Source organism: Burkholderia sp. PAMC 26561 (assembly GCF_001557535.2).
GTDB lineage: Bacteria > Pseudomonadota > Gammaproteobacteria > Burkholderiales > Burkholderiaceae > Caballeronia.
Map to the genome: position 1 here is coordinate 2,328,235 of NZ_CP014306.1, position 20,985 is coordinate 2,349,219.

The 20,985-nt window shown below is 59.1% G+C and carries 19 protein-coding genes and 1 pseudogene; 10 read left to right on the forward strand and 10 right to left on the reverse strand.

What is annotated here, in order from left to right:
- Positions 1-38: 38 nt before the first annotated feature.
- Positions 39-1,943, forward strand: coding sequence for a molecular chaperone HtpG (gene htpG, locus AXG89_RS10800; protein ID WP_061998946.1), 1,905 nt, complete (start codon positions 39-41; stop codon positions 1,941-1,943).
- Positions 1,944-2,033: 90 nt separating this feature from the next.
- Here the strand turns inward: htpG and AXG89_RS10805 are convergent, their stop codons facing one another.
- A complete protein-coding gene (locus AXG89_RS10805; RefSeq protein WP_062169658.1) occupies positions 2,034-3,128 on the reverse strand; it encodes a porin in 1,095 nt (364 codons plus the stop codon).
- Positions 3,129-3,175: 47 nt separating this feature from the next.
- The gene (locus AXG89_RS10810; RefSeq protein ID WP_082771391.1) at positions 3,176-4,525 is read right to left on the reverse strand and encodes an MFS transporter; all 1,350 of its coding nucleotides are present in this window, start codon (positions 4,523-4,525) and stop codon (positions 3,176-3,178) included.
- 688 nt (positions 4,526-5,213) lie between these two features.
- On the opposite strand from AXG89_RS10810, the gene AXG89_RS10815 reads away from it, so the two are divergent.
- Entirely contained in the window at positions 5,214-7,718 is a 2,505-nt protein-coding gene (locus AXG89_RS10815) for an Ig-like domain-containing protein (RefSeq protein WP_162916046.1), read from the forward strand.
- A gap of 90 nt (positions 7,719-7,808) precedes the next feature.
- Here AXG89_RS10815 and AXG89_RS10820 read toward each other — a convergent pair whose 3' ends face one another.
- Positions 7,809-8,066 (reverse strand): hypothetical protein, encoded by a 258-nt coding sequence (locus AXG89_RS10820; RefSeq protein WP_061998949.1) that lies wholly within the window; start codon positions 8,064-8,066, stop codon positions 7,809-7,811.
- Between the two features lie 123 nt (positions 8,067-8,189).
- Between AXG89_RS10820 and AXG89_RS10825 the strand changes: the two are divergent.
- The 6 genes and pseudogenes from AXG89_RS10825 to AXG89_RS10850 form a co-directional block, all read left to right on the forward strand.
- A pseudogene (locus AXG89_RS10825) lies at positions 8,190-8,738 on the forward strand (chorismate--pyruvate lyase family protein); the annotation flags it as partial.
- A 14-nt stretch (positions 8,739-8,752) separates the two neighbouring features.
- Entirely contained in the window at positions 8,753-9,226 is a 474-nt protein-coding gene (locus AXG89_RS10830; RefSeq protein WP_061998950.1) for a DNA-deoxyinosine glycosylase, read from the forward strand.
- Entirely contained in the window at positions 9,223-10,137 is a 915-nt protein-coding gene (locus AXG89_RS10835; RefSeq protein ID WP_061998951.1) for a hypothetical protein, read from the forward strand. Before AXG89_RS10830 ends, AXG89_RS10835 begins: the two co-directional genes overlap by 4 nt.
- A 219-nt stretch (positions 10,138-10,356) precedes the next feature.
- Positions 10,357-10,611 carry a DUF3311 domain-containing protein gene (locus tag AXG89_RS10840; protein WP_061998952.1) on the forward strand — a complete coding sequence of 85 codons (255 nt, stop codon included), beginning with the start codon at positions 10,357-10,359 and terminating at the stop codon, positions 10,609-10,611.
- Positions 10,611-12,161 (forward strand): monocarboxylate uptake permease MctP, encoded by a 1,551-nt coding sequence (gene mctP / locus AXG89_RS10845; RefSeq protein ID WP_062000771.1) that lies wholly within the window; start codon positions 10,611-10,613, stop codon positions 12,159-12,161. Before AXG89_RS10840 ends, mctP begins: the two co-directional genes overlap by 1 nt.
- A gap of 136 nt (positions 12,162-12,297) precedes the next feature.
- On the forward strand, positions 12,298-13,407 hold the full coding sequence (locus AXG89_RS10850) for an FUSC family protein (RefSeq protein ID WP_062169662.1): 1,110 nt from the start codon (positions 12,298-12,300) through the stop codon (positions 13,405-13,407).
- A gap of 16 nt (positions 13,408-13,423) precedes the next feature.
- Here the strand turns inward: AXG89_RS10850 and AXG89_RS10855 are convergent, their stop codons facing one another.
- The 5 genes from AXG89_RS10855 to AXG89_RS10875 all read right to left on the reverse strand — a co-directional run bounded on the left by AXG89_RS10855 (position 13,424) and on the right by AXG89_RS10875 (position 18,562).
- Positions 13,424-13,840, reverse strand: coding sequence for a VOC family protein (locus tag AXG89_RS10855; RefSeq protein WP_061998954.1), 417 nt, complete (start codon positions 13,838-13,840; stop codon positions 13,424-13,426).
- Between the two features lie 166 nt (positions 13,841-14,006).
- Complete coding sequence (gene tal / locus AXG89_RS10860) at positions 14,007-14,960, reverse strand: transaldolase (RefSeq protein ID WP_062169663.1); 954 nt, start codon at positions 14,958-14,960, stop codon at positions 14,007-14,009.
- Positions 14,961-15,236: 276 nt separating this feature from the next.
- Positions 15,237-16,424 (reverse strand): benzoate/H(+) symporter BenE family transporter, encoded by a 1,188-nt coding sequence (locus AXG89_RS10865; protein WP_062169665.1) that lies wholly within the window; start codon positions 16,422-16,424, stop codon positions 15,237-15,239.
- 106 nt (positions 16,425-16,530) lie between these two features.
- Positions 16,531-17,706 carry a vWA domain-containing protein gene (locus tag AXG89_RS10870; protein WP_062169667.1) on the reverse strand — a complete coding sequence of 392 codons (1,176 nt, stop codon included), beginning with the start codon at positions 17,704-17,706 and terminating at the stop codon, positions 16,531-16,533.
- Positions 17,707-17,719: 13 nt separating this feature from the next.
- Positions 17,720-18,562, reverse strand: coding sequence for an AAA family ATPase (locus AXG89_RS10875; RefSeq protein ID WP_062169669.1), 843 nt, complete (start codon positions 18,560-18,562; stop codon positions 17,720-17,722).
- 363 nt (positions 18,563-18,925) lie between these two features.
- Here AXG89_RS10875 and AXG89_RS10880 point away from each other — a divergent pair, with 363 nt between their 5' ends.
- Both AXG89_RS10880 and AXG89_RS10885 read left to right on the forward strand, forming a co-directional pair.
- Positions 18,926-19,291: a c-type cytochrome gene (locus AXG89_RS10880; protein ID WP_056352325.1), complete on the forward strand. Its 366-nt coding sequence runs from the start codon at positions 18,926-18,928 to the stop codon at positions 19,289-19,291.
- Between the two features lie 85 nt (positions 19,292-19,376).
- Complete coding sequence (locus AXG89_RS10885; RefSeq protein ID WP_061998959.1) at positions 19,377-19,748, forward strand: c-type cytochrome; 372 nt, start codon at positions 19,377-19,379, stop codon at positions 19,746-19,748.
- 73 nt (positions 19,749-19,821) lie between these two features.
- Here AXG89_RS10885 and AXG89_RS10890 read toward each other — a convergent pair whose 3' ends face one another.
- Positions 19,822-20,253 (reverse strand): DUF1841 family protein, encoded by a 432-nt coding sequence (locus tag AXG89_RS10890; RefSeq protein ID WP_061998960.1) that lies wholly within the window; start codon positions 20,251-20,253, stop codon positions 19,822-19,824.
- 85 nt (positions 20,254-20,338) lie between these two features.
- Complete coding sequence (gene nth, locus AXG89_RS10895) at positions 20,339-20,983, reverse strand: endonuclease III (protein ID WP_061998961.1); 645 nt, start codon at positions 20,981-20,983, stop codon at positions 20,339-20,341.
- Positions 20,984-20,985 lie beyond the last annotated feature (2 nt).

The following is a 20,985-nucleotide window of genomic DNA, read 5'->3' on the forward strand; positions in this document are numbered from 1 at the left end:
CTAAAACCCGTCAACACTAGACAAACGAGGAACCGACCATGGCACAAGAAACCATGAGCTTTCAGGCAGAAGTGAAGCAGCTTCTGCATCTGATGATCCATTCGCTTTACAGCAACAAGGAGATTTTCCTGCGCGAGCTGATTTCGAACGCATCGGACGCGGCGGACAAGCTGCGTTTCGAGGGCATCGAAAACGGCGCCTTGTATGAGAACGATCCGGATCTGCGCATCCGCATCTCGTACGACAAGGCGGCGCGGACCATCACCATCGACGATAACGGCATCGGCATGAGCCGCGACGAAGCGATCGCGAACCTCGGCACGATCGCGCGTTCGGGCACGAAGGAGTTTTTCTCGAAGCTCTCCGGCGATCAGCAGAAGGACGCCGCGCTTATCGGCCAGTTTGGTGTCGGCTTTTATTCGGGTTTCATTGTCGCGGACAAGATCACGGTCGAAACGCGTCGCGCCGGGTTGCCGGCCAGCGAAGGCGTGCGTTGGGAAAGCGCGGGCGAGGGCGATTTCGTGGTTGAACAGATCGAGCGTGCGCAACGCGGCTCGAGCATCACGCTGCATTTGCGTCCGGAAGAGGACGAATTCCTCTCCACGCACAAGCTGAAGTCGGTCATCCAGAAATATTCGGATCACGTCGCGCTGCCCATCCTGATGAAGAAGGAAGAATGGGATGCCGAGAAGTCCGAAATGGTTACGCAGGACGAAGACGAGACGGTGAACCAGGCGAGCGCGCTGTGGACCCGCGCGAAGAGCGACGTCACCGACGAGCAATACAAGCTGTTCTATCAGCACATCTCGCACGATCATGACGAGCCGCTCGCGTGGACCCACAACCGCGTGGAAGGCCGCAGCGAATACACGCAGTTGCTGTACGTGCCGAAGCACGCGCCGTTCGATATGTGGAATCGCGATCATAAAGGCGGCCTGAAGCTGTATGTGAAGCGCGTGTTCATCATGGACGACGCGGAACAGCTCGTGCCGGCGTACTTGCGATTCGTGAAGGGCGTAGTCGATTCGGCGGATCTGCCACTGAACGTATCGCGTGAAATCCTGCAGGAAAGCCGCGACGTAAAAGCCATTCGCGAAGGCGTGACGAAGCGCGTTTTATCGATGCTGGAAGAAGTGGCATCGTCGTCCGCTGACGCCACCGATGACGCCGGGAAAGCCAGGTACGCCACGTTCTGGAAAGAGTTCGGACAGGTGTTCAAGGAAGGTATCGGCGAGGATTACGGCAATCGCGAACGCATTGCCAAGCTGGTGCGCTTTGCATCGACGCATACGGATTCGTCGGAGCAGACAGTGGCGCTGGCCGACTATGTGTCGCGCATGAAGCCCGAGCAGACGAAGATTTATTACGTCACCGCCGACACGTGGCAGGCCGCGAAGAACAGCCCGCACCTGGAAGTGTTCCGCAAGAAGGGCGTGGAAGTGTTGCTGCTGACGGACCGTGTCGATGAATGGATGCTGTCGTTCCTCAATGAATTCGACGGCAAGCCGCTGCAGAGCGTGGCGCGCGGCGACCTGGATCTCGGCGCGCTGAACGATGAAGAAAAGCAGGCGCAGGAGAAGGTCGGCGAAGAAATGAAGCCGCTGGTGGAGAGCATGAAGGCTGCGCTGGAAGGCAAGGCGAAGGACGTGCGCCTGACGTTCCGCCTGACCGATTCGCCGACGTGCCTGGTTGCCGATGACGGCGATATGAGCGGCTACTTGCAACGTATGTTGAAGCAGGCCGGTCAGGCCGCGCCGCAGATGCAGCCGATCCTGGAAGTGAACCCGGAGCATCCGCTGGTGAAGAAGCTTCACGCCGATGACGCGAATTTCGGCGACTGGTGCCATCTGTTATTCGATCAGGCGATGCTGGCCGAAGGTGGCACGCTGGAAGATCCGGCGAGTTTTGTGAAGCGGACTAACGCGTTGTTGCTGGCGCGATAAGTCAGCGAATATCTACCTGTGCATGCGCCCCCCCGGGGCGCATTTTTTTGCGTGTCCCACCAATCACGGGGATGGGGCAGGGCAGACGCACTAGAACTTGTGAATCATGCCGATCCGCAAACCCAGTTGGCTGCCGTTATCGGGCGTGCCTTGTGCATTGGAAGCAAAAGCGGTTGCCCCCAAGTCGGGCGCGCCCACCATGACGCGCGAAAAGCCGCCAAGACCGGTGGTCCTGGTGTATCCCGCCAGCGCGTACATTTCGGTACGCTTCGAAAGCGCATAGAACCCGGACAGGTTGAACTGGAAAGCGTTTCCGGTCAGGTCTTGGTTCAATCGCGTGTACGCGCCGCCCGTGTAGAACTTGGCCGCTGGCGTTGCCTGATAGTCGAGCCCGACCTCGAAGGTGCGCACGACCTGGTTCGGTCTGGCTGCGCAGGTGGAAAAACACAGCGTGTTGGCTGCCGTGCCTCGCGTGTCTGTATAGGCCAGATGCACCGTTGCAGGACCGAGAACATATTGCCCGTCCACTACGGCGACTCCGGTCAGTCGGTTGCCGTTGGCATCGTTGATACGTAGATAAGTCGCCCCCAAACCGACCGGTCCGTTGCTGTAATTGCCCCCGGCGTTGAAGACGCGAAAGGCCGCGTCATTGCCGGCGATTCCACCGAAACCATATTGACCGGCGAAGGTAAATCCGTTCAGGTTCGGAGTCTGGTATTTGACGGCATTATTGACGCGATCGGCCAGGCGATCCACCCAATGGGAGAGACCTGTATAGTTGTTGGCTCGGGAGGCGACATTGGCATGGTACGGTGCGAGATCTACATCGAGCGTATATTGACGTCCTATCGTCAGTTTTCCTAACCGGTTCTGCAAGCCGAAAAACACCTGTCGGCCGAACAACAGGCCGCCCTGCGTGCTCGCTCCATTGTTAAGGGCGAAGCCGCTCTCGGCTGTGAATATAGCCTTGATCCCGTCGCCCAGATCCTCGCTTCCTCGTATGCCCCATCGGTTGCCGTAGAGCGTGCCCGAATCAACACGGACCACGCTGCTATTCTGGATACCGGAATGATTCGCGTAGTCAACGCCTATATCCACAGCGCCATAAAGCTGGACGCTCGATTGCGCTTGCGCCGCTCCGGCTATCACTGCAAATGCAGCGCTTGTTATCGAGAATATCTTCATTTTCCCTACCCTGCGTGCAACATCTTGCCTCGGTGAATGAGGTCCCGTTACGCTTTGATCCGTTCCACTTTGCCGACCAGAAAGACGTACGACAGCGCGCCCAGCAACGCCACGCATGCCACGTACGTGATGGCCGGCGCGAAGTTGCTGCCGTTGGCCAGATAGCCGATGGCAAGAGGCGTTGAGATAGCGGCGAGATTGCCGATGAAATTGAAGACCCCGCCAGTGAGGCCCAGCATTTTTTCAGGGGCCAGCGACGTAACCAGTGACCATGTGATGGATGCAAAGCCGTTTCCGAAAAACGCGACGGCCATGAAGAAAATCACCCATTCGGTGGAGTCGGTGAAGTTGGCGCCAATGATGCTGGTCGATATCAGCAGCCCGGAGATGATTGGGAATTTGCGGGCAAAGCCGACGCTGGCGCCTTTGCGGATCAGCCAGTCGGAGAACAGACCTGCACTGATGACGCCACAAAAAGCGGCAAGAAATGGCAGGGAGGTCAGGAAACCGGACTTGATGAAGTCCATGCCGCGATACTTCACCAGATATGTCGGAAACCAGGTGAGGAAGAACCATAACGTGGAACTGACGGCGTACTGGCCGAGGTAAATGCCCCACAGCTTGCGCTTGCTCAATACGACTCGAAGCGCAGCCCGGCTGAATCCAGGCGCTTGCGTTGAATTCTTTTGTCCAAGGTCGACCAGACCGCCGCCTTCGCTGATCAGTTCGATCTCAGCCGGATTCACGCCTTTGAACTGCCTTGGTTCCCGATACACCGCATACCAGACTACGGCCCATACGATGCCGGCCAGACCGGTTCCGATGAAGACCGCGTGCCAGCCGTATTGATGTTGTAGCCAGGCCAGCACGGGCGTGAGGAAGGCCAGGCCGACAAACTGGCCCGACGTGTAAATTCCGATTGCCGAGGCGCGTTCGTTTTCGGGGAACCAAGTTGTGACGACGCGGCTGTTGATGGGATAGGCCGGGGCTTCCAATGCACCCACCATGAGTCGCAATCCGAACATTGCGGCAAAACTGCCGACAAACCCCATGCTCACCGTTGCCAGCGACCACGAGGCGAGCGCGAGTGCATACAGATAGCGCGGGCGTACACGGTCGACCAGCCAGCCACCGGGTATCTGCATGGCGGCATAGGTCCAGCCAAACGCGGAGAAGATCCAGCCTGCCTGAACGGGACTGATGGAAAGCTCGCGCATCAGTTCGGGCGCCACGATCGACAGATTGCTGCGATCCAGATAGTTGATTACTACGGTGACAAATAATAACAATGCGATCAGCCAGCGTCTCCGGCTTGGTGCCTGTTGGGGTATTTGTGCTGTCTTCTTAAGATCTGGAACAAAAGAATTTTGCTTGATACCCCGAATTTCATGGCTCATTTTACCGCTCCTCTCATCTTGCTTGATTTATGTAAATTAGCAGTGGTTTATATTGAGATATTGCTGCGCCGGTGTTGAGGAAGTCACTTAATCGAGATAACGCCGCCATTCTCCTGAGCGGTGCTTGGCCCGGCAGCGACGACATAATGGCGACACAGTGTCGAATTCGTTGATATTTGTGTCGCCAGGACCATATGTGGTAACGATAATATCGAGATACGCCGTCATCTACGCCGGGTGGCTCGAACTCCATATAAAGTTTTTTACTTTTCACGCGATCTGGGGGCTTTGTTTAGGACAGCCAAATGCACTTTATTTCAGGTTATATCCTTTGTCGATTTAAACCAGTGTGTGCCGGAATATGGGAAATCGGGCTATCTCATTATTATCTTCACATACAAGAGCGAAGGCCGCAGTGCTGGTCAATCGATTTTGACGGTGCTATCAACCGATTGGATATTAGGATTGTTTGGTTTTTGAAATCCGATTTGCCCAAATGGCAGTATGGAAACAGACCGATTTCCAAAAATTCGGATTCTTCTTGTATTTAATTGAATCGCAAATCGACACAATCACTCTGTTTCGGAAACCGCCTATTGGATCGGCTTACGAAATCGTAGGAAAAATTTCACCGGATATTTGATTTGTATGTCCCGGTTTGTGATTTAACTTTAAGAGGTAAAAAAATATGTCTACAAATGATGTCACGCCTGCAACACCGTCCATCATGGGCCTGATCGATCACTCGGTGAGCAACTACGCTGATTTCAGTTACGGTTCGACCTTGCACGACGATGCACCCGGCATCGTCTTCACGACCATTCCTGGCGCCACCTACAGCATGTACGACAACGGTGCGCTGATCGGTACCATGGTTGCCACCAAGACGAACACGAACTGGACCGTTCCGTCAGTCCTGTTCAACGGCGCGCATGAGCTCACGCTGATGGCCACCGACGCAGCGGGCAACAACAGCGCACAGGCGAGCATCAACTTCACGGTAGCAGCAGGTCCGGCCGCACCGGCATACCTCGGCTTGATCGATCATTCGGTGAGCAATTATGCTGAAGCGGACATTGCACAGGTGACGCATGATGCTCATCCGTCGCTCGTGCTGAGCGCAACGGTTGGCGACACGCTGAACCTGTTCGACAACGGCCAGTTGGTCGGAACCATGGTGGTGACGCAAGCCAACACGAAGTGGGACCTGCCTACGTTGTCCAATGGCGTGCATAACCTGAGCATCACGGAGACGAACGCATCGGGCACGAGCGTTCCGCTGTTCCTGCAGATGACTGTGGATGCGCCGGCTGCAACGCCTTCCGTCATGAGTTTGATGGCGACGGCCGTTGACGCAACGCCTGCAACACCGTCCATCATGGGCCTGATCGATCACTCGGTGAGCAACTACGCTGATTTCAGTTACGGTTCGACCTTGCACGACGATGCACCCGGCATCGTCTTCGCGAGCATTCCCGGCGCCACCTACAGCATGTACGACAACGGCGCGCTGATCGGTACCATGGTTGCCACCAAGACGAACACGAACTGGACCGTTCCGTCAGTCCTGTTCAACGGCGCGCATGAGCTTACGCTGATGGCCACCGACGCAGCGGGCAACAACAGCGCACAGGCGAGCATCAACTTCACAGTAGCAGCAGGTCCGGCCGCACCGGCATACCTCGGCTTGATCGATCATTCGGTGAGCAATTATGCTGAAGCGGACATTGCACAGGTGACGCATGATGCTCATCCGTCGCTCGTGCTGAGCGCAACGGTTGGCGACACGCTGAACCTGTTCGACAACGGCCAGTTGGTCGGAACGATGGTGGTGACGCAAGCCAACACGAAGTGGGACCTGCCTACGTTGTCCAATGGCGTGCATAACCTGAGCATCACGGAGACGAGCGCATCGGGCACGAGCGTTCCGCTGTTCCTGCAGATGACTGTGGATGCGCCGGCTGCAACGCCTTCCGTCATGAGTTTGATGGCGACGGCCGTTGACGCAACGCCTGCAACACCGTCCATCATGGGCCTGATCGATCACTCGGTGAGCAACTACGCTGATTTCAGTTACGGTTCGACCTTGCACGACGATGCACCCGGCATCGTCTTCGCGAGCATTCCCGGCGCCACCTACAGCATGTACGACAACGGCGCGCTGATCGGTACCATGGTTGCCACCAAGACGAACACGAACTGGACCGTTCCGTCAGTCCTGTTCAACGGCGCGCATGAGCTTACGCTGATGGCCACCGACGCAGCGGGCAACAACAGCGCACAGGCGAGCATCAACTTCACGGTAGCAGCAGGTCCGGCCGCACCGGCATACCTCGGCTTGATCGATCATTCGGTGAGCAATTATGCTGAAGCGGACATTGCACAGGTGACGCATGATGCTCATCCGTCGCTCGTGCTGAGCGCAACGGTTGGCGACACGCTGAACCTGTTCGACAACGGCCAGTTGGTCGGAACCATGGTGGTGACGCAAGCCAACACGAAGTGGGACCTGCCTACGTTGTCCAATGGCGTGCATAACCTGAGCATCACGGAGACGAACGCATCGGGCACGAGCGTTCCACTGTTCCTGCAGATGACTGTGGATGCAACGCCTGCACCCGCGGTCCAGTCGCTGGTCAGCGCCGCTCACGCCGTGAGCCAGGACGTAACCGCTGTCTCGAATGACGCAAGCGTAGGCCTGCATGACAAGTTTGTCGCATCGGCTGGTCATCAGAACGTCGACCTGAACGTCGATCCGAACTCGTACTTCAAGCAGTCGTCAGCCCACATCGAAGGAGGCAGCAAGGGTCTCCACACAATGCACCTGGAAGGCAGTCACCAGGTACTGGACCTGACCTCGTTGACCGGCCAGACAGCAGCGGCCAAGATTTCGGGTGTCCAGGCCTTCGACTTGGGCGGACATGGAAACACGCTGCACTTGTCGCTCGTCGACGTGCTGAACCTTGGTCAAGCTGATTTGTTCCAGCACGACGGCAACAAGCAACTGATGGTGAATGGCTCGTCCGCTGACACGGTCGATGTGTCGCACGTAAAGCTGGCGGGCGTGGCAGATGCTCCGTGGGTAGAGCACGGCACGGCCTCGGTTGGCGGCGTGGCGTACAACGTGTATCAGAATTCAGCTGCTCACGCTGACCTGCTGATTCAGCAAGGCGTGCACGCTGTCGTACATTGATTTGATCGTTATCTCGCGTTTGCCTGAGGGCTGACGCGAGGTGTGTCGAGTTGAACGAAGCCGTTCCGGGTGCTCCCGGAACGGCTTCGCTTATTTGGCCTTACGCTCCTTGTTGGCCTGCGCTACGACAGACGCCGCCAGCGTCCTGGTGTCCTTCGAATATTTGTCGCTGTGGAGAACGAGCGAGGCCTTGTGCTCCATCTGAGCGCCGGTCTGGTTCTTCGTATGCGTTTGCGATAGCGCCGATGCAGCAAGACTCTTTGCAATGGCCGACGCTTTCGGATCATGCAACGTCTTCGATGCGAGCGTTGCGACGACCTTCGACGTTTGCTTTGTATTCACCGACATGTCTTTCCTCTCTGGTTGATTGAGCGCCGACCATTTCCCGGCCGGTTCCCCAGTCTTCCCGTCGCGGACATCGACATCTATACGATTCGTCCTATTTACACGCGTGGTTTTATAATCTCGCGCATGCTGAATACCCTTATTGTGGCGCCTGGCAACTGGCGCATCCGTCCGCTTCCCACGTTCACCGCCGACCAGAAAGACTGGCTCACGCGCGGCGGTTCGCTCACTGCACATCTGCGTGCACTCGGCACCGTCACCGTCGATGTCACCCGCGAAACCGTCAGCCAACCCTGGCGCGATGAATCCAGCGCGTTGAACATCACGCCGCGCACGCCGGTATGGACCCGCGAAGTCGTGCTTAACGTGGAAGGCGTGCCGTTCGTCGCGGCACACAGTATCGTGCCGCTTAATGTCAGTTCGGGCGTGTGGCAAGCGATCCGCCGTTTGAGGACGCGTCCGCTGGCCGAACTTCTATATAGCGACAGCAGCGTCTGGCGCTCGCCGCTGACGTCGCGCAAGGTGACGGCGCGTGATCCGCTCTACAGGCTCGCGGCCACACAAACGCATCATGAAGCCCCCCCTACCTTCGTCGCGCGCCGTTCCGTGTTCGTGAGAAAAAGTGCGCCGCTGATGGTCACCGAATGCTTCCTGCCCGCGCTCTGGGCTTTCCTCGAGCGTTGCGAAGAATGCTGAAAGGCTTTCCGCCCATCGCCGATGAAAACACGCACACGCTGATACTCGGCAGCTTCCCCGGCGTGGCGTCGCTCGATGCCGCGCAGTACTACGCCCATCCGCGCAACCAGTTCTGGCGGCTGGTCGGAACGGTGATCGGCGAGCCTTTGCACGAGCTTGCCTACGATCAGCGCGTTCTCAAGCTGCTTGAACATGGCATCGGCTTGTGGGATGTGCTTGCGGCGTGCGAGCGCGAAGGCAGTCTCGACACCGCGATCCGTCACGCGAATCCCAACGACTTTGCCTCGTTCCGCCTTCACGCGCCGGGCTTGAAAAAGCTCTGCTTCAACGGCAAGACATCCGGGCGTTTCGAACCGGTGATCCGCGAGGCAGGCTACGAAACCCTGGTCCTGCCGTCGTCGAGTCCGGCGAATGCTATCCTCTCGTTCGATCAAAAATTGCGCATCTGGCGCGACATCCTCAAATGACCCAATTAATCAAACGCGCGTCGGCTGAAGCGCGCGCGTTCGGCGGCAAGCGCCAAGAAAAAAAGCACGATAAAAAGCAGGCCAAGCGCGCAAAGCGCGATCGTGATGACGACCTTGAAAACGCGCCCCGTATCGATGCACCTCGCAAACCGCGCTTCGCGCCCGTGACGTTCTCGGAAGAGGGCGGCGTGCGATTCCTGCATTTCGGCACCGAATGGGTGCAGGGCGCGATGCGCCTGAAGAAGCCGAATCACATCGAACTTGAATACGCGCAGCAGATGATGGCGTGGCTGTTGTTCATCGAAACGCCCAAACGGGTGGTGCAGCTTGGTCTTGGCGCGGCTGCACTGACCAAGTTCGCGCACGCGTTCCTGAAGCGCGCTAAGGTCGAGGCGGTCGAGCTGAACCCGTCGGTTGTGATCGCCGCGCGCACGATGTTCGAGCTGCCCAACGACGACGCGCGCCTCACCATCCACGAGCAGGACGCCTACGACTTCGTCAACGACGCCGCGAACCACGGCAGCATCGGCGCATTGCAAATCGATGTCTACGATGCCACCGCGCGCGGCCCCGTGCTGGACAGCGTCGCGTTCTATCGTGCGTGCCGGGCTTGCCTGACGCCGGCGGCGGGCGTGGTGACGGTCAACCTGTTCGGCGATCATCCGAGCTTCGTGCGCAACATGAAGCGCCTGAACGAAGCCTTCGATGGCCGGGTGCTCGCGCTGCCCGAAGTCCACGACGGCAATCGCATTGCCGTCGCGTTTGCGGGACCCGCGCTCGATGTGCCGTACGCGCAACTCGAACAACGGGCAAAGCTCATCGAAAAGGAACTGAAGCTGCCCGCGCGTCAATGGGTCAAGGCCTTGTCGATCAGTACTGAAGCCGGCAATACACCCAACTTTTCCATCTAGATCCAGCAGCGAACCCGCCGCCCTGCCAGCGGTCGATAAAGCAAAAATTACATAATGCTTTCTCTACCCATTACGGTTCGGGTTCGCCCTGCTTGACCCACTTTTAGGCGTCCATATACTCCACGTGTTATTTCGGGGCGCTATTAGGCTGGCGCCTTGCCGCGAGATCCGCGCAGGTCCCAGTCCAGCAGCAATTTAAAGAGAAAAGAGGAGACCGTCATGGCTCAAGATGCGGTGACCGCCACTGGTCAGGTCCGCAACAAACAGTGGCTTTGGCTGCTGATACTTCCCTGGATCGGCGTTGTCTGGGTGCCGTTTTACAACAAGATCGAACCGGTGCTCTGGGGCTTTCCGTTTTTCTACTGGTATCAGTTGCTCTGGGTGCTCATCAGCGCGGTCATCACGGCCGTGGTCTATATGAAGACCAAGCCCATCCACGCTGCTCCCAAGCTCACGCCCGGGAGCCCGCGATGATGAATCCCACCGCAACCTTCGTCTTCGTCCTGTTCTTCATCGGCGTGACGATCCTGGGTTTTGTCGCCGCTCACTGGCGCAAGGCCGACCTCGGTCAGCTCGATGAATGGGGCCTCGGCGGCCGTCGCTTCGGCACGATCGTCACGTGGTTCCTGCTCGGCGGCGACCTGTACACCGCCTACACGTTCGTCGCGGTTCCGGCCCTCGTGTTCGGCGCGGGTGCGACCGGCTTCTTTGCGCTGCCGTACACCATCCTGATCTACCCGTTTGCTTTCGTCGTGTTCCCGAAGCTCTGGTCGATCTCGAAGAAATTCGGCTACGTCACCGCCGCCGACTTCGTGCACGCCCGTTACAACAGCCGCATGCTGGCGTTGGCGATTGCCGTGACGGGGATTGTCGCAACCATGCCGTATATCGCGTTGCAGCTCGTCGGCATTGAAGTGGTGATCGGCGCGCTTGGATTCGACACCAAGGGGTTTGTCGGCGATCTGCCGCTGATCATCGCGTTTGCGATTCTCGCCGCGTACACGTACACGTCGGGCCTGCGCGCGCCGGCCATGATCGCGGTCGTGAAGGACGTGCTGATCTACATCACGATCATCGCGGCGATGATCATCATCCCGGCGCAGCTTGGCGGTTTCGGCGCGATCTTCCATGCGGTCGATCCGGCGAAGATCCTGTTGAAAGCTCCGGATGCATCGAGCCTCAATGGGTATAGCGCGTATGCCACGCTCGCGGTCGGTTCGGCGCTCGCGCTGTTCCTGTATCCGCACTCGGTGACGGCGGTGTTGTCGTCGAAGTCGGGTAACACGATCCGCCGCAACATGGCGCTCCTGCCGGCCTATTCGCTGGTGCTCGGCTTGCTCGCGTTGCTGGGGTACATGGCGCTTGCATCGGGTGTGAAGGACATGCCGGAATTCGCCCCGTACTTCAAGGCCTACGGTTCGAACTTCGCGGTCCCGGCTCTGTTCCTGCACTTTTTCCCGTCGTGGTTCGTGGGCGTTGCGTTTGCGGCGATCGGTATCGGCGCGCTGGTTCCGGCCGCAATCATGTCGATCGCGGCCGCCAACTTGTACACGCGTAACGTGCATAAGGAGTTCGTGAACACGAACATGACGCCGGAGCAGGAAACCAACGTCGCGAAGCTGGTGTCGCTGCTGGTGAAGGTCGGTGCGGTCGTGTTCATCCTGGCGCTGCCGCTGACGTACGCTATCCAGTTGCAGTTGCTCGGCGGGATCTGGATCATCCAGACGCTGCCGGCGCTGGTGCTCGGCCTCTATACCCGTGTGCTCGATCACCGGGGTTTGCTGATCGGCTGGGCTGCGGGGATCGCCACCGGCACGTGGATGGCGGTATCGCTGAAACTGGCCGGGTCGATCTTCACGATCCACCTTTTCGGCTACGCTATTCCGGGGTACGCCGCGGTGTGGGCGCTGGTCGTGAACCTGGTGGTGTCGATCGTGGTCAGCATCCTGGTGCGCGTGATCGGGCTCAAGCGATCCGATGACCGGACGAGTCCCGAGGACTATCTGGATGTAGCTGAAACCTGATCGCGGGTTAGCGGTAAAGTTGGCGAAACGCCCGTAACGGATGTTGCGGGCGTTTTCTTTTTCCGGCTGCGGCCTTATTGCAGCGTTATTGTCAGCATTATCGTCAGCGCGTTGTTCATCTCTTCACCGGAACCGCATGTCCGCAACCGAACCGTCGAAGCCCCTCCGAAGCCACACGCGCCGCACGCTGCACGTGCTCGGCTCACCGTATTTTCGATACCGCCACGCCAAGTACCTCCACGCCGCGCGCGTGGCGCTGGCGCTGCTTGCGTCGATTGCGCTGACGTCGGGCATCGATATTCCCCACGGCGAATGGTCCACGGTGACTTTGCTCGTCGTGATCGGCGGCTTGCAGCATCACGGCAATATCCGCAAGAAGGCGGCGGAGCGCGCGGTGGGAACGCTGCTTGGCGCGTCGCTCGGGCTTGGGCTGATCCTGCTGCAATCGGTCACCCACTCGACCATGATCACCTTCGTGCTGCTGGCTGTAATTGCCGGCGTGTGCGCGTATCACGCCATCGGCAAGCCGGGGTATATCGCGTTGCTCACGGGCATCACCACGGTGATCGTGGCGGGGCACGGGAATCTGTCTATCGATGTCGGCTTGTGGCGCACCCTGACCGTGCTGATCGGCATAGTGATCGCGCTGGCGTTCTCGTTCGTGCTGCCGCAATACGCCACGTATTCATGGCGTTATCGGCTCGCCGACAACATGCGCGACAGCGCACGGATCTATAGCGCGATCGTGGAAGGCCGGCGCATCTCCGTTGAGGCCTTGACGAAGCAGTTCGCCACGATGAACTCGCGGCTGGTTTCATCGCGTTCGCTGCTGGCGTCGGTTGCAAAAGAGATCGACGCGCCGCTTGCTGTTCTGGAGGATATCCAGCGCCAGCATCGTTCGATCATCACCGCGCTGGAAATGATGGCGTCCGCTATGCCGGACAATGCCCCCGGACTTGCCGCCAGCGGTCACGCCGAAGAGCGCGCCGTGCGTCATACCTTGTTGCTGATGGCGCGTGCGTTGCGGTTCGGCCGTGTCGGTCTGCTGCATGCGGCGACCGGGTCACCCGCCGCCGCCGCGAGGCTGGAGCGGACCGCCGGCATTGCCGCCGACCTCGCACCGGAGTTGCAGGGCCCGTACTGGCTTGCGAAGCGGCTCGCGGAACAGGTGGACCGGCTGCGCTTGCGGCTGATTGAAATAGAGCGGCAGTGGAACCTCGAAGGTGCGCAACCGTTTCACCGGTAAGTGGTGTCTCGAGGAATCAACCGCCCAGATCGTCCATCACGCTCACGATCCACGGTATGCCGAACTTGTCGGAGATCATGCCGAAACCGCTGCTCCAGAAGGTCGGTTGCCAGGCCATCCGGACGTTCCCGCCGACGCTTAACGCGTCGAACATGCGCTGGCCCGATTCGTCGTCGTCAGCGACGATCGCGATGGCGAATCCCGAGAACACCTGCGGTGCTGCGTTCACGCCATCCGACGCCATGATGATGCTCGAGCCTATCCTGAACGTGGAGTGCATGATCTTGTGCTTCCATTCGGGCGTTGCGTTGACGCTCTCGGGAGAATCCTCGAAACGCAATACTGACAAGGTTTCCGCACCAATCGCGTGCTGATAGAACATGAGCGCTTCTTCCGTGCGGCCGTTGAAGTACAGGTAGGGTTCGAGACGCATTGGCACTCCTTCATTGATGGGCGGCCCTCCGCCCGCCTCAAAAGTCTAGCCCACGCTCATGGCCTAAAAACCCCCGTGCCGACTCGGTCTGCACAAAAAAAGGCGCCGGCGAAATAGCGCCGGCGCCCGTTTCTGGACACGTAGTCTCTGTATTGCAGCCGCCAAATTACTTCAGCGCTTCGATCAGTTTTTCGAGCTTGACCGCATCGGCAGCGAAACCGCGAATGCCTTCAGCGAGCTTTTCGGTCGCCATGGCGTCGTCGTTCAGGAGGAAGCGGAAGCTCGACTCATCGACGTTGATCTTGTCGACCTTGTCGTTTGCAACGGCTTCCGGCGACAGCTTGCGCTCAACCTTGTCATTGCTCTCGGCAAGCTTCTTGAGCAGATCCGGGCTGATGGTCAGCAGATCGCAGCCGGCCAGTTCCGTGATCTGATTGACCGTGCGAAAGCTCGCGCCCATCACTTCGGTCTTGTAGCCGAACTTCTTGTAGTACGCGTAGATCTTGCGCACCGACTGCACGCCCGGATCGTTCGCGCCGCCCATCTTCACTTCGTCCCAGTCCGCGCCCGCCGACTTCTTGTACCAGTCGTAAATACGGCCGACGAACGGCGAGATCAGTTGCGCGCCCGCGTCCGCTGCAGCCGCTGCTTGCACCGGTGCGAACAGGAGCGTCATGTTGCAGTGGATGCCGTCCTTCTGCAGCGTTTCCATGGCGCGGATGCCTTCCCACGTGGACGCGAGCTTGATCAAAATGCGCTTGCGGTCGATGCCCGCATCTTCGTACAGCTTGATGATCTCGCGGCCCTTGTCGACGGAAGCCTTCGTGTCGAACGAAAGACGTGCATCGACTTCAGTGGACACGCGGCCCGGGACGATCTTCAGGATTTCCTTGCCGAACGCCACCAGCAACTGGTCGATGATGTGACCCGTAGACTTGCTCGCGTGATCCTTGACGGTCTTTTCGAGCAGCGGCTTGTAGTCGTCGTTCTGGACGGCCTTCAAGATCAGCGACGGGTTCGTGGTCGCGTCCTGCGGCTTGAATTCGCCGAGTTGCTGGAAGTTGCCGGTATCGGCGACGACGGTGGTGTATTGCTTGAGCTGGTCGAGAGCGGATGTCATATCTGGTCCTCGGCGCGTTGTGCCGTTGTCAAAGATGCGGATTGCCCGCGTTGAAAGGAGGTTGCGAGACCGCGCGTGATGCCGCGGCGCCAAACCTTCTGGCAATTGTCTCGCACAAGAATGACATTCTAGTCCTGCTGCGCAATTTGGCGCAGGCGTCGGTGTTTCCCGCTGCAATTCGAGTGCCCGAGCTGGCAGAGGTTCCGGCGCGGCGCACACGGTCCACCAAGCCATTACACGCTGACGCTGTGAACATTTCGCGTCGACACCCTGAATTTACGCCCGGCGCGCGTTAAGCACAATCTGCGTGACGATGCCGGCGACAAGACCCCAGAACGCCGATCCTATCGAGAAAAGCGTGAGCCCCGACGCCGTCACCATGAACGTGACAAGCGCTGCTTCCCGCTGGCGAATGTCCTGCATGGCGTTGGTGAGACCGCTCATGATCGAGCCGAACAATGCGAGCGCCGCGACCGAGACTACCAGCGCCTTCGGCAGCGACCCGAACAGCGCCGCGATGGTGGCCCCGAAGATGCCGGCGACCAGATAGAAAATGCCGCACCAGACGGCCGCCATGTATCGGCGGGAGCGGTTCTCGTGCGCTTCCGGCCCGGTGCAGATGGCGGCGGTGATCGCGGCCAGGTTGATGCCGTGCGAGCCGAACGGCGCGAGCAGGAGCGACGCAATGCCCGTTGTCGCGATCAATGGCGCCGATGGCGTGTCATAGCCATCCGCGCGCAGCACGGCGATGCCGGGCACGTTTTGCGAGGCCATTGCCACCACGAAAAGCGGGATGCCGATACTGACCGCCGCCGCGAACGTGAAGTGCGGCATGGTGAAGACCGGGTGCGCCAGCGCGACGTGGAACTGGCTGAAATCGAGCAGGCCGAGGGTTCCGGCGGCGACGATGCCGACCACGAGCGTCGTCAGGATGGCGTAGCGGGGCGCGAGGCGCTTGACGATGAGATAGGTGAAGAACATTGCCAGCACGAGGGCTGTCTGGAACTGCGCGGCCCTGAAGATTTCGATGCCGATCTCGAACAGGATGCCCGCCAGCAAAGCCGCCGCGATGCCTGCAGGGATCTTGCGCATGAGGGTATCGAACCAGCCGGTCAGGCCGACAACCGTCAACAGGACCGCACAGACGATAAACGCGCCGATCGCATCCGCATAGGGCACGTTCGGCAGCGACGTCACGAGCAGTGCTGCGCCCGGCGTGGACCACGCAATCACGATCGGCGCGCGGAACTTGAGCGACAGGCCGATCGTGCACAGCGCCATGCCAATGGAGAGCGCCCAGATCCAGGAGGAAATCTGCGCATCGGATAAATGCGCGGCACGCCCGGCCTGGAACATCAGGACGAGGGAGCTGGTATAGCCGGTCATCATCGCGACAAATCCCGCGACCATGGCTGACAGCGACGAATCGGCGAATGGCCGCAAAGCCGTGGCGGACGGATTCATTTAAAGCCTCTCAGGGACGTTTCGCGCGGATCGTACGCGCCGAGAGGCTGAAAGGGCAGGGACAGTGTGAAAAGAAGTGGCCGTGCCACTTGGGACCCGATTTGATTTATTTGGAAAGCGCACGCATCGCGCTTTCAAGCCCGGCCAGCGTCAGGCCGTACATGCGACCGCCCAGGATCTGCCGGATGACCGATACCGATTGCCGGTATTCCCAAAGCCTTTCCGGTTCGGGATTGAGCCACGCGAAACGCGGAAACTGGTCGGCGAGGCGCCTGAGCCAGACCGCGCCGGCTTCGGCGTTGTTATATTCCACGGAACCGCCTGGTTGCATGACTTCGTATGGGCTCATGGTGGCATCGCCGACAAAGATCAGCTTGGTATCAGGCGAAAACTTGTGCAAAACGTCGAACGTGGCAGTTCGTTCGCCATGCCGGCGCTTGTTGTTCTTCCACAGATAATCGTAGACGCAATTATGGAAATAATAGAACTCGAGATGTTTGAACTCGGATTTCGCCGCCGAAAATAATTCTTCCACGCGCTTGATGTGATCGTCCATTGAACCGCCTACGTCAAGCAGCATCAGGACTTTCACATTGTTGTGGCGCTCCGGCACCATTTTCAGATCGAGCCAGCCGGCATTTGCGGCGGTACTGCGGATGGTATCGGGGAGATCGAGCTCATCGGCGGCGCCTTCGCGCGCAAACCGGCGCAGACGCCGTAACGCGACCTTGATATTGCGCGTACCGATTTCGACCTGGTCGTCGTAGTCCTTGTAAGCGCGCTCATCCCAGACCTTGACCGCACTCCGGTTTCCGGCGGAGTCGCCGTCAATGCGAATGCCTTCCGGATTGAATCCGCCATTGCCGAAGGGCGACGTGCCGCCCGAGCCGATCCATTTACTGCCGCCTTCGTGCCGTTCCCTTTGCTCTTCGAAAAGCTCTTTCAGGCGCTCCATCAGCTTGTCGATACCGCCGAGCGCCTCGATCTGCCGTTTCTCTTCGGGCGTGAAATCCCGGTCGAGCTTTTTCTTCAGCCAGTCGAGCGGGATGTCTAGCGCGGTTTCATCGAGTGCGGCAATGCCGTGGAAATACGTGCCGAAAGCCTGGTCGAATTTATCGAAGTATTTCTCGTCCTTGACCAGTGTCATGCGCGCAAGAAAATAAAACTCGTCGATAGACGGCCCGATCACCTGCGCCTTCAACGCTTCGAGCAAGGTCAGGTATTCCTTGACCGAAACCGGCAGCTTGGCGTTGCGCAACGAATAAAAGAAGTCGATCAGCATGACCGGCGTCCGCTCAACGGTTGTTGCGGTTCATGAACAGGAGCCGCTCGAAAAGGCTCAGGTCCTGTTCGTTTTTCAGCAACGCGCCATGCAGCGGCGGGATGATTTGCTTCTGATCGCTCGAGCGCAGCGCTTCGGGACCGATATCTTCCGCCAGCAGCAACTTCAGCCAGTCGAGCAGCTCGGACGTCGAGGGCTTCTTCTTGAGTCCTGACACGTTGCGCAACTCGAAGAAACTTTGCATGGCGGCCGCAACCAGTTCTTCCTTGATGCCCGGAAAATGCACTTCAACGATCTGCTTCATCGTCGTGGGTTCGGGGAACTTGATGTAGTGGAAAAAGCAGCGGCGCAAAAACGCGTCCGGCAGTTCTTTTTCGTTGTTCGATGTGATGATCACGAGCGGCCGGTGTTTCGCCTTAACCAGCTCGTGCGTCTCGTACACATAAAATTCCATGCGATCGAGTTCGCGCAACAGGTCGTTCGGGAATTCGATGTCGGCTTTATCGATTTCATCGATCAGCAAAACGGTCGGCACGTCGGCATCGAAGGCCTGCCACAACACTCCCTTCACGATGTAGTTGCGGATGTCCTTCACGCGTTCGTCGCCAAGCTGTGAGTCCCTCAGACGCGAAACAGCGTCGTATTCGTACAGGCCCTGTTGCGCTTTCGTGGTCGATTTGATGTGCCATTGCAAGAGCGGCATGCCGAGCGCGGCCGCCACTTCCTCCGCCAGCATGGTCTTGCCGGTGCCGGGTTCGCCCTTGATCAGAAGCGGGCGTTGCAGCGTGATTGCGGCGTTGACAGCGAGCTTCAGGTCGTCTGTGGCGACGTACTGCGATGAGCCTTCAAAACGCATGACGCATCTCTCGAAGAGGGAAAATTGCAGTATAAGTCAGATGCCGTTTTGCCATTGAGCGCCCAAATACCCGGTATTCGGGCATTTTCAGGATGTCCATTGGACACAGTGTCGCAGGCCGCCGGGCCTTGATTGGCAAGGCTTTGCGCGGTGCAGACCTTCCCGCCGCGGCCTGTGGACGCAGGGTAGGCCGCGCGGTACAATTAGCGCGATTTTTTTGGCCCGTGTGGCTGTCAATCAGACGTGCCTCAGGCTGCGCGCTGGAAGCACAGGAAGCACGGCCGATTGATCAGTCCCGAGAAAGTCCCGGAACGCCAGGCCTTTACAAGGTGCCGGATTTCCCCTCATGCCAGGTTAGAAGCTATGAATAAATTCGTCGGCAAATGTGCCGTGATCGCAGCGCTGTCGGGGCTTGCCGGCTTCGCGACCCAGGCATCCGCCGATGTCGTGGGCAACGCGAAAGCGGCCCAGGGCAAGGTTGCGATGTGTATCGGGTGTCACGGCATTCCCGGTTATCGCACCGCGTATCCCGAGGTGTACCGGGTGCCCATGCTCGGCGGCCAGAGCGCCCGCTACATTGAGAACGCGCTGCAAGCCTACAAGAAGGGCGATCGCCATTTCGAGACCATGCACGGCATAGCGGTGACGCTGACCGATCAGGATATCGCCGATATTGCAGCGTACTACGCCGCGCAAACCCCCTCTTCGAAGAACAATCCCGACAAGTGATCCTGCGCGTTGGTCCTGATCATGCAAGGCATCAGGCCCGAGACGCACTCACTCGGCATTCACAATTCGCGGGATAGGAGAATTCATGAAGGCACTCGAAACAGTGTTGAAAACAGCATGTACGGCAGCCGCGCTGGCCGGCGTGATCGCCATGCAGCCGGCGTTCGCCGCCGATGCCAGCAACGGCAAGGTGCTCACCGAAGCGCACAATTGCGCAGCCTGCCACGGGCCGAACCTGAACAAGCCGGTGAGCGCGGAGTATCCGAAGCTCGCGGGCCAGCACGCCGACTACATCTATTGGGCGCTGCGCCAGTACCAGATGGGCAACGGCAATCCGAACTTCGGCCGCGCCAACGCCATCATGTCGGCGCAGGTGCAGAACCTGTCGCAGGCGGACTTGAAGGATATCTCGGCGTATATCGAATCGCTGAGTGGCGATCTGGTGCTGAAGAAGTAACTTTTTGCCGGTTTATCGCGCGTGATGAAACACCTCGCTGATGCGAGGTGTTTTTGTTTGACGCTTCAGCGTCTCAATCCCGCGAGGCGCGCTGTTCGATCAACGCAAGATAGGCATCGGTGTCAGGCGGCGTATTGTTGCGTTGCGCCTCCCAGATGATCTGGCCGAGGCATTCCATGATCGCGTGCTGCGCATCATGCGTCGAACCCAGGCGCCCGACCAGCCGCTCGTGCGCGCGGCGAATTCCCGGCGGTTGATCGATGGAAAGTTGCTCTGTGATCGCCAGATGCATCGACAGGTGCAGGAACGGATTGCTCTTGCCCTGGTCCGGCGAGTAGTCGGCGTGGGCGACGTCGGGATCGGCGAGTTCCTGCTGGTATTCCGGATGCTCGCCAATCCAGTCGGCCGCGATGCTTTCAAGCGGCGTCAGGACGCCGCCTTGCCGCTGTTTGCGCCAGGTTTCGGTGAAAAATTGGCGAACTTCGTCGCGGCTGGGGTTGAACATGGGGTCGTGTCGCTTTACTGAATCGTGGTCTGACGGGCATTTTAAGCTGCATCGATGCGGCTCGCTTGGCGCCGGGACAGAGCGCTTATTCGATGGGCGCCGGCGTCTTCGGGCGGTACTCGCACAAAGGTTCGATCGCGCAGTGCCAGCACTCGGGCACGCGCGCCTTGCACACATAACGCCCGTGCAGGATCAGCCAGTGATGCGCGTCTTGCTTGAATTCGTCGGGGACGAACTTCTCCAGCGCCAGTTCTACCGCACGCACGTCCTTGCCGGGCGCGAGTCCCGTTCGGTTCGAAACGCGAAAGATATGGGTATCGACGGCAATGGTCGGATGGCCGAACGCGGTATTCAGGATCACGTTCGCGGTCTTGCGCCCGACGCCCGGCAGCGCTTCGAGCGCCTCGCGGTTATCGGGCACCTCGCCGCCATATTGCTCGACGAGAATCCGGCACGTCGCAATGACGTTCTTCGCTTTCGTCCGATACAACCCGATCGTCCTGATGTATTCCGTCACGCCTTCTTCGCCGAGCGCCAGCACCTTGGCCGGCGTGTTGGCGACCGGGTACATGCGACGCATCGCCTTGTTCACGGAGACATCGGTGGCTTGCGCCGAGAGCAGGACGGAGATCAGCAGCTCGAACGGCGAGTTGTGCTCGAGCTCGGTGGTCGGATGCGGGTTCAGGCTCTGCAGCGTCTCGAAGATCGCGCGGCGTTTTTTCGGGTTCATCG

Coding starts and splice junctions, on each gene's coding strand:
- htpG (WP_061998946.1), top strand. CDS start 39: ATGGCACAAGAAACCATGAGCTTTCAGGCAGAAGTGAAGCAGCTTCTG.
- AXG89_RS10805 (WP_062169658.1), bottom strand. CDS start 3,128: ATGAAGATATTCTCGATAACAAGCGCTGCATTTGCAGTGATAGCCGGA.
- AXG89_RS10810 (WP_082771391.1), bottom strand. CDS start 4,525: ATGAGCCATGAAATTCGGGGTATCAAGCAAAATTCTTTTGTTCCAGAT.
- AXG89_RS10815 (WP_162916046.1), top strand. CDS start 5,214: ATGTCTACAAATGATGTCACGCCTGCAACACCGTCCATCATGGGCCTG.
- AXG89_RS10820 (WP_061998949.1), bottom strand. CDS start 8,066: ATGTCGGTGAATACAAAGCAAACGTCGAAGGTCGTCGCAACGCTCGCA.
- AXG89_RS10830 (WP_061998950.1), top strand. CDS start 8,753: ATGCTGAAAGGCTTTCCGCCCATCGCCGATGAAAACACGCACACGCTG.
- AXG89_RS10835 (WP_061998951.1), top strand. CDS start 9,223: ATGACCCAATTAATCAAACGCGCGTCGGCTGAAGCGCGCGCGTTCGGC.
- AXG89_RS10840 (WP_061998952.1), top strand. CDS start 10,357: ATGGCTCAAGATGCGGTGACCGCCACTGGTCAGGTCCGCAACAAACAG.
- mctP (WP_062000771.1), top strand. CDS start 10,611: ATGAATCCCACCGCAACCTTCGTCTTCGTCCTGTTCTTCATCGGCGTG.
- AXG89_RS10850 (WP_062169662.1), top strand. CDS start 12,298: ATGTCCGCAACCGAACCGTCGAAGCCCCTCCGAAGCCACACGCGCCGC.
- AXG89_RS10855 (WP_061998954.1), bottom strand. CDS start 13,840: ATGCGTCTCGAACCCTACCTGTACTTCAACGGCCGCACGGAAGAAGCG.
- tal (WP_062169663.1), bottom strand. CDS start 14,960: ATGACATCCGCTCTCGACCAGCTCAAGCAATACACCACCGTCGTCGCC.
- AXG89_RS10865 (WP_062169665.1), bottom strand. CDS start 16,424: ATGAATCCGTCCGCCACGGCTTTGCGGCCATTCGCCGATTCGTCGCTG.
- AXG89_RS10870 (WP_062169667.1), bottom strand. CDS start 17,706: ATGCTGATCGACTTCTTTTATTCGTTGCGCAACGCCAAGCTGCCGGTT.
- AXG89_RS10875 (WP_062169669.1), bottom strand. CDS start 18,562: ATGCGTTTTGAAGGCTCATCGCAGTACGTCGCCACAGACGACCTGAAG.
- AXG89_RS10880 (WP_056352325.1), top strand. CDS start 18,926: ATGAATAAATTCGTCGGCAAATGTGCCGTGATCGCAGCGCTGTCGGGG.
- AXG89_RS10885 (WP_061998959.1), top strand. CDS start 19,377: ATGAAGGCACTCGAAACAGTGTTGAAAACAGCATGTACGGCAGCCGCG.
- AXG89_RS10890 (WP_061998960.1), bottom strand. CDS start 20,253: ATGTTCAACCCCAGCCGCGACGAAGTTCGCCAATTTTTCACCGAAACC.
- nth (WP_061998961.1), bottom strand. CDS start 20,983: ATGAACCCGAAAAAACGCCGCGCGATCTTCGAGACGCTGCAGAGCCTG.